The sequence below is a fragment of the Empedobacter sp. UBA5528 genome, assembly GCF_002426075.1.
GTDB lineage: Bacteria > Bacteroidota > Bacteroidia > Flavobacteriales > Weeksellaceae > Empedobacter > Empedobacter falsenii_B.
In genome coordinates this window covers 24633-34891 of the sequence record NZ_DINY01000040.1, presented here as the reverse complement: position 1 = coordinate 34891, position 10259 = coordinate 24633, and the positions used below count along the sequence as shown (strand labels likewise).

10 protein-coding genes and 1 tRNA gene are annotated in these 10259 nt (G+C 31.6%); 7 read left to right on the top strand and 4 right to left on the bottom strand.

Annotated elements, in window-relative coordinates:
• The first annotated feature begins 65 nt into the window (after positions 1-65).
• A tRNA-Thr gene (locus tag B4L98_RS09060) sits at positions 66-139 on the top strand.
• A gap of 175 nt (positions 140-314) precedes the next feature.
• On the opposite strand, the gene B4L98_RS09055 is transcribed toward B4L98_RS09060, so the two are convergent.
• Entirely contained in the window at positions 315-1073 is a 759-nt protein-coding gene (locus B4L98_RS09055) for a 5'-methylthioadenosine/adenosylhomocysteine nucleosidase (protein ID WP_219034761.1), read from the bottom strand.
• 218 nt (positions 1074-1291) lie between these two features.
• Here B4L98_RS09055 and B4L98_RS09050 point away from each other — a divergent pair, with 218 nt between their 5' ends.
• The 3 genes from B4L98_RS09050 to B4L98_RS09040 all read left to right on the top strand — a co-directional run bounded on the left by B4L98_RS09050 (position 1292) and on the right by B4L98_RS09040 (position 3192).
• Complete coding sequence (locus tag B4L98_RS09050; protein ID WP_219034762.1) at positions 1292-1945, top strand: hypothetical protein; 654 nt, start codon at positions 1292-1294, stop codon at positions 1943-1945.
• 74 nt (positions 1946-2019) lie between these two features.
• Positions 2020-2346: a DMT family transporter gene (locus B4L98_RS09045; RefSeq protein ID WP_038334569.1), complete on the top strand. Its 327-nt coding sequence runs from the start codon at positions 2020-2022 to the stop codon at positions 2344-2346.
• Between the two features lie 21 nt (positions 2347-2367).
• The gene (locus B4L98_RS09040) at positions 2368-3192 is read left to right on the top strand and encodes a helix-turn-helix domain-containing protein (RefSeq protein WP_291046460.1); all 825 of its coding nucleotides are present in this window, start codon (positions 2368-2370) and stop codon (positions 3190-3192) included.
• 392 nt (positions 3193-3584) lie between these two features.
• Here the strand turns inward: B4L98_RS09040 and B4L98_RS09035 are convergent, their stop codons facing one another.
• Genes B4L98_RS09035 through B4L98_RS09025 form a run of 3 tightly spaced genes read right to left on the bottom strand, consistent with a single transcriptional unit; the run spans position 3585 to position 6504 of the window.
• Positions 3585-4937, bottom strand: a complete 1353-nt coding sequence (locus B4L98_RS09035) for a UDP-N-acetylmuramate--L-alanine ligase (RefSeq protein WP_115001321.1) — start codon at positions 4935-4937, stop codon at positions 3585-3587.
• Between the two features lie 18 nt (positions 4938-4955).
• Positions 4956-5840: a lysophospholipid acyltransferase family protein gene (locus B4L98_RS09030; RefSeq protein ID WP_038334575.1), complete on the bottom strand. Its 885-nt coding sequence runs from the start codon at positions 5838-5840 to the stop codon at positions 4956-4958.
• 19 nt (positions 5841-5859) lie between these two features.
• Positions 5860-6504, bottom strand: a complete 645-nt coding sequence (locus B4L98_RS09025; protein ID WP_115001319.1) for an NUDIX hydrolase — start codon at positions 6502-6504, stop codon at positions 5860-5862.
• Between the two features lie 225 nt (positions 6505-6729).
• On the opposite strand from B4L98_RS09025, the gene B4L98_RS09020 reads away from it, so the two are divergent.
• From B4L98_RS09020 to B4L98_RS09010, 3 genes are all read left to right on the top strand, one after another.
• On the top strand, positions 6730-8838 hold the full coding sequence (locus tag B4L98_RS09020; protein ID WP_219034767.1) for a M3 family metallopeptidase: 2109 nt from the start codon (positions 6730-6732) through the stop codon (positions 8836-8838).
• A 95-nt stretch (positions 8839-8933) separates the two neighbouring features.
• Complete coding sequence (locus B4L98_RS09015) at positions 8934-9665, top strand: YebC/PmpR family DNA-binding transcriptional regulator (protein ID WP_219034768.1); 732 nt, start codon at positions 8934-8936, stop codon at positions 9663-9665.
• A gap of 85 nt (positions 9666-9750) precedes the next feature.
• Positions 9751-10158, top strand: a complete 408-nt coding sequence (locus B4L98_RS09010) for a hypothetical protein (protein WP_219034769.1) — start codon at positions 9751-9753, stop codon at positions 10156-10158.
• The last annotated feature ends 101 nt before the right edge of the window (positions 10159-10259 follow it).

The following is a 10259-nucleotide window of genomic DNA, read 5'->3' as shown; positions in this document are numbered from 1 at the left end:
GTTCGAGTCCCTCTATCGGCTCCAAAAAAGTTTATATTTTACTTTTAAAACAAAAATAAAAAATCGCCGATGTAGCTCAGCTGGCTAGAGCAGCTGATTTGTAATCAGCAGGTCGTGGGTTCGAGTCCCTCTATCGGCTCTTCTTTTTTGAAGAATACTTTATTATTAGGCGGGGAGATACTCAAGCGGCCANNGTTCGAATCCTGCTCTCCCCACAATCCATTTTAAATATTTGGAAAAGCAAATCATCAAATCTTTTGATGATTTTTTTATTAATGTGAGCATCAAAAAAAAAGCCCTTTTTAAAGGACTTTTTACTTGATGATGTTCTTAATAATTTCTATTGAATATACATTCGAAATCTTTTCTATAAAACTATTAAAATCTAATGTAGAATGATCGTCGGCATCATCTGATATTGTTCTTATGATGATAAAAGGAATATCAAATTCGTAACAAACTTGTGCTACTGCAGCGCCTTCCATTTCGACACAAAGTATTTCGGGTAAGTTTTGTTGTAATTTTTCTTTCTGAGAATTTGTCGAGAAAAATAAATCTCCAGATCCAATTAAACCAACATGTAGTTGAGGCTGATGAATATTAAATTTATCCAAATCTTTTTCAGAAATCACATTATGCAAATGTTGCTCTTCTAAAATTTCTAAAATAGCTGTTGTCGCAACTTCTAATTGAGAAGAATCAGCCTCAAAATAAGCTTTTCCTAACATTGGGATTTCGTAAGCAGGAAAAAGAGGTTGAGCATTCATATCATGTTGAATCAAACTTTGCCCTAGAACAATATCTCCAATTTTTACATCAGCATGAATTCCACCTGCAACACCTGTAAAAATCAATTCAGAAACGTTAAATTCAAGGATTAAGGTTGTAACCGTAGCAGAGGCAGCAACTTTACCAACACGAGAATAAACGACCACAACTTTTTGATTGTTTAATTTTCCAGTAAAATAACTTCTTCGACCAATTTTATGTTCTTGCTTGTTTGTTAATAAATTGACTACACCGTTTATTTCTTGCGGTATAGCGCCTATTATTCCTATTATTCTTTCGCTCATCTTTCCAATTTGAAAGCGAAGTTACCAATTTATTTTCTGTATTTGTAAACCGAACAATAAATCTCATAAATTAAGATAAATGGCAAACAAATGATAATCAAACATGTATTTAGAAGATTTTTTATCATCTTACAAAAGTAGAGTTTTTTCAGAATATGTTAAAAATCAATTGTGAATTAGTCTTGGCTTGTTGTATTTTTGTAGCATAAAAGTTTGAAATGAAAAAATTATCTATAGCGATTATATGCTGTGCATCAGTAATGCTGATGAATTGTACGAATAAAACAGAAGAAAAACCAGTTGAACAACCTGCTAAATCTGCTGTTACAGTGGAAGAACCAACGGAAATTGTAGAGGGTGTAATTAGAAAATCTGGAGTTGAGTGGACGGCTTATAAAACAACAGAAAAAGTGGCTGTTTCAGGACGTTTTGATGTTGTTTTGGTGAAAGACGCAAAAGAAGATGGAAAAACGCCTCAAGAAGTTTTAGAAGGTGCAAATATTATAGCGACAGTTGCTACATTAAATTCTGATCAAATTGATCGTGATCAAAAATTGAAAGATATTTTGTTTGGAAATATGATTAATACAAGCGAAATCAAAGGTCAATTACATTTCAGAGATGGTAAAACTTTCTTGAATTTAACGTTGAATAATGCTTCTAAAGAATACGAAGTAAAATCAACGTTTGAGAACAATGTTTTTTCAATTGAAACAGATGTTGATTTGATGGATTTTAACACAGGAAAAGCAATAGAAGCTCTTAATCAAGCTTGTTTAGAATTACACAAAGGTGCAGATGGCGTTTCTAAAACATGGAGCGAAGTACACATCAAAGGTCAAGTAGAATTTAGCGATAGTTTCGGTAAATAATTCAAAAAATAAATAATTAATTTTAAGGCTACAATTTTTTGTAGTCTTAATTTTTATAAATAAATCAGTAAAAAATGAATTGGGTAATTTTACTAATTGCAGGATTGTGCGAAGTCGGTTTCGCATCATGTCTTGGAAAAGCAAAAGAAGCAACCGGAAATGACACGTATTTATGGTATGGTGGTTTTTTATTTTTCTTAACGGTGAGCATGGTTTTGTTGGTAAAAGCAACGCAAACATTACCAATCGGAACGGCTTATGCAGTTTGGACAGGAATTGGAGCAGTCGGAACAGTTTTAGTAGGAATTTTTATTTTTAAAGAACCAGCAAGTTTTTGGCGCGTTTTCTTCTTAACGACTTTAATTTGCTCTATTATTGGGTTAAAATTTGTGTCAAATTAACTGAAATTAAAGTGTTGATTTATGGAGAATTTTAATGTTTTTGATCAAGAGGAATTTATTCAGCAAACTGTTGAAAATAAACGTTTGAAAAAAGATTTGATTAAGACGATTTTTATTCAGCATGGTTATTTAATTATTTCTCAAAATGACCAAGAAATTAAACTAAAACAACACGATGTTTTCTTCCCAGAACCTAATAAATCTTACCAAATAATTTCAAAATCATCTGATTTAGAATTGTTGAGTTTAGTTTTAACCAAAAAGATTTTAGATACATCGATTATCGATTTGAGTGGTTATGAATACAACCAATTTTTTGGTGAAGGTAGAATCAATAATTATCATTTCAATGAAATAGAATTTTCTGCTTTAATCGAACTTTTATTGCAATTGAAGTTGCGTTTGCAAGAGAAATTGACCAAATTCGTACGCTATTTACAGTTCAATTTATTTTATGCGATTGTTTACACAACGTTTAGCGAACTTTCGAAACAACAAACAATTATTGTAAGAAAAGGAACGCGAAAAGATGATATTGTAAAGCGTTTTTTGAATGATTTAAATAAGAGTTATACAGAAAACAGAGATGCAAAATATTATGCAGATAAATTGAATATTACAGTACGATATTTAACTGAATGTTGCAAATCAATAACAGGTAGAACGACAAAAGAATTAATCAGTTCTGTTGTGATTCGTGAATCGAAAGTATTGTTGAGTGAAACAACTAAAACAATCTCTGAAATTTCGAATGAGTTAAACTTTTCTGACCAATATTCATTCGGAAATTTTTTCAAAAAACATCTAAAAATTAGTCCAACTCAATTTAGAAAAAGTTTACAATAACTTCCGTTTTGGACATCTTTAGGCTACTTTTCAAACTTTTTTTTATCTCGATTTTTATCATCTTTGTTACTATCAAAAGGGTCACTATAATTTTATAGTAAAACAGAGGTGTTTTTTGATGGCGAAAGCTAACAAAAGTGAGTAGAGTATTACTAAAAGTTTATATCACCTCTGTTTTTTCTAAAATAATGTTTTTAAAATTAATAGTTCCGAAAAAGTTTAAAATAGTTCTAAGTTTACTGATATTTGAAAAGAAGTAATCCAAAAACCTAAAATGATTATTTTGACCATTTGACAAAAAACAAAAAGAGAACCTAAAAAATTAAGTTCTCTTTTTCTATATTTTATAGATATTTAAGTGGAAAATCACCTTTTATTGAAAGGTGATTTTTTTATGCTTTAAATAATTCATTCAAGTTTACTCCACCGAAGTTTCCTGAACTCATCATCAAAAATACTTTATCTTTTTTATCTAAACTTTCGATATAATCTTGCAATTGTTCACCATTTGTAAATACCAAAATAGAATCATCTCCAAAGGCTTTTTTGATATCTTCTGGAGAAATCATTTCCATACGTTTTATTTCTAATGCTTCTGGGCTATACATTACAATTTTGATATCAGTTTTGTCTAAAGCACCTTTGTATTGCACCAAAAACTCAGGATTCAAAGACGAATAGGTGTGGATTTCTAAACATCCTACAACTGTTTTATCTGTATATTGTTCTTTTACTGCATTCGTAACTGAAGTTACTTTACTTGGCGCATGGGCAAAATCTTTATACGCAACAAAATCAGAAGTACGATTAATTAATTCCAAACGTTTAGATGCTCCTTTGAATGATTGAATTGCTTCGTTGAAATCATCATCCATTACACCTAATTGTTTACAAATTGCACGAGCACCTTCTAAATTCATCAAGTTATGATTACCAAAGACTTCTAACGGAATTGGTCCATCTTCTGTTTCGATAAAAGTGATTCCATTTTCGATAAAATGTTCTGGTAAATGATAAGGGAATTTCTTGATTGCTTTCTCCGTTTCTTCTACCACTTTAACAACTTCTTCGTCTGTTTCGTTGTAAATTAAAGCACCTCCATTCACGATAGATTCTACGAATTTTGAGAATTGAGAAGTGTAATCTGCAAACGTTGGAAAAACATTGATATGATCCCAAGCAATACCTGAAATCAACGCAATATTTGGTTGATACAACAAGAATTTTGAACGACGATCTAAGGCAGATGATAAATATTCATCACCTTCCATAATCATAAATTCGTTGTCTTCTGTCAATTTTACCATCACATCAAAACCATCCAATTGCGCACCAACCATATAATCAACATCGATATTATGATAATGCAAAACGTGAAGAATCATTGATGTAATTGTCGTTTTTCCATGCGAACCACCAATTACAACACGCGTTTTATCTTTTGATTGTTCGTACAAATATTCTGGATATGAATAGATTTTTAAACCTAATTCTTGAGCACGTAACATTTCAGGATTATCAGCGTGAGCATGCATTCCCAAAATCACAGCATCTAAATCTGTTGTAATTTTTTCTGGAAACCAACCCATTTCTTCTGGTAAAATTCTACGTTGGTCCAAACGTGTTTTCGAAGGTTCGAAAATTGCGTCGTCAGAACCTGTTACTTGATATCCTTTTTCGTGCAAAGCAATCGCCAAATTGTGCATTGCACTTCCACCAATTGCAATAAAATGAACTTTTTTCATTTTGTATGTTGTATTCTTTTAGTCTTTTTTATTTTCTTCGTCGTAGCCCATTTCTTCGAAATCATCAAACTCTTCGTCGTCTTCATTCAAATAATCATCCAATGATTTTTCACTATTTTCAGCAAGAATTTCGTCCATTGGTCGAACTTTATTAAATTCTGGTGCTTGCTCAATTGCATTCATAATTTTTTTCATGATTGCATCACTCGAATCATTTTCATAATCGATTTCCAAAGGCTCTTTGAATGTCATTGTCGCATTAATTCCACGTTTTTTAATACGCAAACCTTTTTTATCAAAAGCTCTACGAAAACCATCAATTACAACTGGAATTACAATTGGTTTATTTTTCTTGATTAAATGTGCAGTTCCACGACGACCAGGTGCAAACGCAGTTGTAGTCCCTTGCGGAAATGTTACTACCCAACCACTTTGCAACGCAATATCAATATTGTTAATTTCGCTTAAATCTACTTTTCTATTTACATTTTCTCCTTTTGCACGCCACGTTCTTTTTACGGTAACCGCTCCTGTGTAGGCGAATAATTTCGTCAAAAGATTATCTTTCATTGTTTCTTCAGCGGCAACGTAATAAAAGTCAATCTTAGGATTAAGTAAATAAATTGGATTTTTGATGGTATCAATAAAACCATTTTTTACACTACAAAATACATGATACATCGCGAAAACATCAGCAAAATAAGTTTGATGATTCGAAACGAATAATACATTTTGAGCTGGCAAATGAACCAAGTTTTTTGTACCGCTAACTTTTAATTTATTAAAACCATTGTAACGGTTATAAGTAAATGATCCTAATAAGAAAATTAACGTCCTTTTTAGGAAATATAAATGTCCAAATGAATCGCGAAATGCGTTCTTTTTCTTTGCTTTTTGAGACACGAGTTCTTAATTGTTTAAGTTACAAATTTAATACGATTTTTAGATAATCTTTAAATTCTTCTAAAATCATTGCCGTTGCGCCCCAAAGAAATTCATCATCACCAATGTTATAACCAGGAATTTCGACAACTTGACCAGAAAATTCTCTCTCAAAAACTTCGTAATCAGCATTCAAAAAAGCTTCCAAATTTAATGGAACAACGTATTGTACTTCGCGCTCATCTGGATTGAAATGTGGTTCTCCATGATAAATTCCGATGTAAGGATAAACCAAGAAATTACTTGGCGGAATATACATTTCGCTCAATTGTCTTACAATCTCAATGTTTTCGTACTCTACACCAAGTTCTTCCATAGTTTCGCGAATAGCAGTTTCGTCAAAACTAATATCTTGTTCTTCAAATTGTCCACCTGGCAAAGAAAACTGATGCGAATGCGCTCCTTCGTAAGAAACACGCATGGTTACTGGGAATTCAACTTCTCCATCTTCGTTTTGATACAATAAAATCATCACAGACGCACTTCTAGGATTGGTACGTTTTACATATTCTAAATCAAATTTTTGACGATATGGAGGTGAAAGCTTTTGGTGTGATTCCCAACTTGGCAATTCTTCAACACTTTCAGCTAATAAATATTTTAATTCTTCTAAATCTAAATACAAAATGGATTGATTTTTAGGGTAATAAAAAAGAGTGAAATTTTTCCTCACTCTTTTTCAAAGATAATTATTTTCGTTGAAGAAAATTCAACCTTTTCGGTAAGGTTTATTAATTATTTAACTTTTAAGATTTAGCTTAAATATTTCCCATTGTTTGAATGAAAAATTGAATATTTTTGAAATTTAACATTATAAGTTTTAACTTCGTTAGGTCTAAAAATTATAAAAATGTTTAATAAAAAACTTTTTTACGGAATGATGGTTGGATCGTCAATCCTAACCACTTCTTGTAGCGAAAAGTCAACAAATAGTATGTGGAACGATAAAAATCCTTTTTTTGAAGTGAGCACTTTGCCTTATCAAACTGCTGATTTTTCGAAAATTAAAAACGAAGATTTCAAACCTGCTTTGTTGCAAGGAATGACTGAACAATTAGTCGAAATCAATAAAATTGCGAATAATTCTGAAGCACCAACTTTCGAAAATACATTAGTTGAGATGGAAAAATCGGGTCAATTATTAACACGAGTTAATCATGTTTTTGGATTATTGACTGGAGCAAATACAAACGAAACGTTGCAAGCAGTTGAGGAGGAAATGTCGCCTAAATTTGCGGCTCATAGCGATGCCATTTATTTGAATGATAAATTATTTCAACGTGTAAAAACTTTACATGACAATAAAAAATCATTGAATTTAGATAAAGAGTCATCTCGTTTGTTAGATGTATATTATCAACGATTTGAATTGGCTGGCGCAAATTTATCTGCTGCACAAAAAGATGAATTGAAAAAATTGAATGGAGAAATCGCTTCTTTAGAAACTAAATTCTCCAATCAATTATTAAAAGGAACAAAATCTGGTGGCGTTACTTTTACGAAAGAAGAATTAGCTGGTTTGAGTGATGCTGATTTAGAGGCTTTCAAACAAGCTGATGGTACATATTTAATCAGTTTATTGAATACAACGCAACAACCTGAATTACAAAATATGACCAATGCAGTTTCAAGAAAAAAATTATTTGATGCAGCTTGGATTAGAACAGAGAAAAAAGACGAAAATGATACACGTTATACAATTTTAACTTTGGTTAAAAAACGTGCGGAGAAAGCTAAATTATTAGGTTTTGCAAATTATGCAGAATGGAATTTGCAAGATCAAATGGCGCAAAATCCTACAGCAGCAAAAGGAATTTTAAATCAAATGATTCCGGCAGCAACTGCAATGGCACAAAAAGATGCAAAAGAATTTGAAGCCTTAGCGAAGAAAGAAAATCCAGCAAATACATTAACAGCTGCGGATTGGAACTATTATGCGGAGAAAGTTCGTAAAGAGAAATATGATATCGACGAAAATGAAATGAAACCTTATTTCGTTTTAGATTCAGTTGTAGAGAATGGAATTTTCTTTATGGCGAAAGAATTGTACGGAATTTCATTCAAAAAACGTACAGATATACCAACTTGGCATGAAGATGTAAAAGTGTACGAATTGTTTAATGAAGATGGTTCGCAATTGGGATTATTTTATACAGATTATTTCAAAAGAGATTCTAAACAAGGGGGAGCTTGGATGAGTAATATCGTGGAGCAATCGCACTTATTTGGCACAAAACCTGTTATTTATAATGTCGGAAACTACACAAAACCTGCAAATGGTCAACCTGCATTGATTTCGTATGATGATGTGGTAACAACTTTCCACGAATTTGGACATGCATTGCACGGTTTCTTTGCGAATCAAAAATATCCAACTTTATCTGGAACAAATGTTTCAAGAGATTTTGTAGAGTTTCCATCTCAATTTCACGAGCATTATGTAACGGAGCCATCTATCCTAAAAAATTATGCAAAGCATTATCAAACAGGAGCTGCGATTCCTGATGTGTTGGTAGAAAAAATGAAAAAAGCATCTAACTTTAACAAAGGTTATACGTTAACAGAATTACTTTCTGCTGCGGCTTTAGATTTATCTTGGCACACTGTTTCTGTCGATAAAACAATCACAAGCGTAGACGATTTTGAGAAACAAGCCTTAATTGATAATAAAACAAATTTACCACAAGTTCCGCCTCGTTACCGTTCTTCTTATTTTAGCCATATTTTTGGTGGAGGATATGCAGCGGGATATTTTGCATATATCTGGGCAGAAATGTTAGACCATGATGCCTACGAATGGACAATAGAAAATGGAGGAATGTCACGTAAAAATGGTCAAATTTTGAGAGATAAAGTATTTTCTCAAGGGAATTCGGATGATTTGAATGTGATTTACAAAAATTTTAGAGGTAAAAATCCTTCAATTGAACCAATGTTGAAATACCACGGATTGAAATAATTATTCTAAAATATTAACAACTTAAAAATCCAAGACATAGTTCTTGGATTTTTTTCGTTTTATGAATAAATTTGCAACTATTAAAACAAGTATAAATGGGAAGAGCATTTGAATTTAGAAAAGGACGTAAATTAAAACGTTGGGCAGCAATGTCTAAAGCGTTTACTAAAATTGGGAAGGATATCGTAATGGCAGTAAAAGCAGGAGGACCTGATCCGCATTCAAATTCTCATCTTCGCGCGGTAATTCAGAATGCGAAGGCTGTAAATATGCCTAAAGATAATATCGAACGCGCAATCAAAAAAGCATCTGATAAAAATACAGAAAACTATAAGGAAGTTATTTTTGAAGGTTATGGACCTCACGGAATTGCCGTTTTAGTTGAAACTTCTACAAATAACAACAATCGTACAGTAGCTAACGTTCGTTCTTATTTCAGTAAATGTAATGGACAATTAGGAACGCAAGGTTCTGTTGAATTTATGTTTGATCATATCTGTAATTTCAAGATTCAAAAACCTGAAAATCTAGATTTAGAGGAATTAGAATTTGAAATGATTGACTTTGGAGTAGAGGAGATTTTTGAGGATGAAGATGGAATTGTATTAATTGCACCTTTTGAGAATTACGGAACAATCTTCAAATCTTTGGAAGAAAGTGGATATGAAATTATTTCATCAGAATTTGAAAGAATTCCACAAACAACAAAAGAATTAACAGAAGAACAAAAAGCTGACATCGAAAAATTGTTAGAGAAATTTGATGAAGATGAGGACGTAAATAACGTTTATCATACGATGAAAGAAGACGAAGAAGAGGAAGAATAATCTTTTTTGAAAAGAATAATATGAAAACCGTTTAATTTATTTTAAACGGTTTTTTTTATCTTTAACTATAATTGAATTTTTGAGAATGATAAAAATTTTTACTTTACTTGGTTTGATATTGCAATTTCTTGCATTTTGGATGGCTGCGCCAGAAATTCTTGGAGCTGATTGGTTAAGTAAAACCGAAGAAATGATTCGGAAAGCAATTAATCAGTTGCCACAATTAATATTAGCTGTATTAGGAATGGCGATGGGAGTGATGTTTTATCATTCGATGAGTTCTTTTTTTGTATTTGTCGTTGTTATAATGATTATAATTTTATTATTGATTTTCTATAAAAAAGTAGAAAAGCTTTTGGACGAAAAAATCTCGAAACCATTGGTCAATAAATTAATCTTGAATGAAACTTTTCGTTTTACTTTATTGAAGTTTGCCGCTTTGTTTTTTACGCTTGGTTTCCTTATTCAGATAGCTTTGGTCGTTATTGTATAATTTTTTTTAAAATATTTATTTGATACTGAATAAACTATGTTTTTGTATTAAAAAAACTTTAAATTAAGGTTTGCAAATTCGAAAAAGCGTTCTATATTTGC

Excerpts from the sequence above, each read along its gene's own strand:
- B4L98_RS09010 (WP_219034769.1), top strand. The coding sequence starts at position 9,751 with ATGATAAAAATTTTTACTTTACTTGGTTTGATATTGCAATTTCTTGCA.
- B4L98_RS09015 (WP_219034768.1), top strand. The coding sequence starts at position 8,934 with ATGGGAAGAGCATTTGAATTTAGAAAAGGACGTAAATTAAAACGTTGG.
- B4L98_RS09040 (WP_291046460.1), top strand. The coding sequence starts at position 2,368 with ATGGAGAATTTTAATGTTTTTGATCAAGAGGAATTTATTCAGCAAACT.
- B4L98_RS09035 (WP_115001321.1), bottom strand. The coding sequence starts at position 4,937 with ATGAAAAAAGTTCATTTTATTGCAATTGGTGGAAGTGCAATGCACAAT.
- B4L98_RS09045 (WP_038334569.1), top strand. The coding sequence starts at position 2,020 with ATGAATTGGGTAATTTTACTAATTGCAGGATTGTGCGAAGTCGGTTTC.
- B4L98_RS09020 (WP_219034767.1), top strand. The coding sequence starts at position 6,730 with ATGTTTAATAAAAAACTTTTTTACGGAATGATGGTTGGATCGTCAATC.
- B4L98_RS09050 (WP_219034762.1), top strand. The coding sequence starts at position 1,292 with ATGAAAAAATTATCTATAGCGATTATATGCTGTGCATCAGTAATGCTG.
- B4L98_RS09055 (WP_219034761.1), bottom strand. The coding sequence starts at position 1,073 with ATGAGCGAAAGAATAATAGGAATAATAGGCGCTATACCGCAAGAAATA.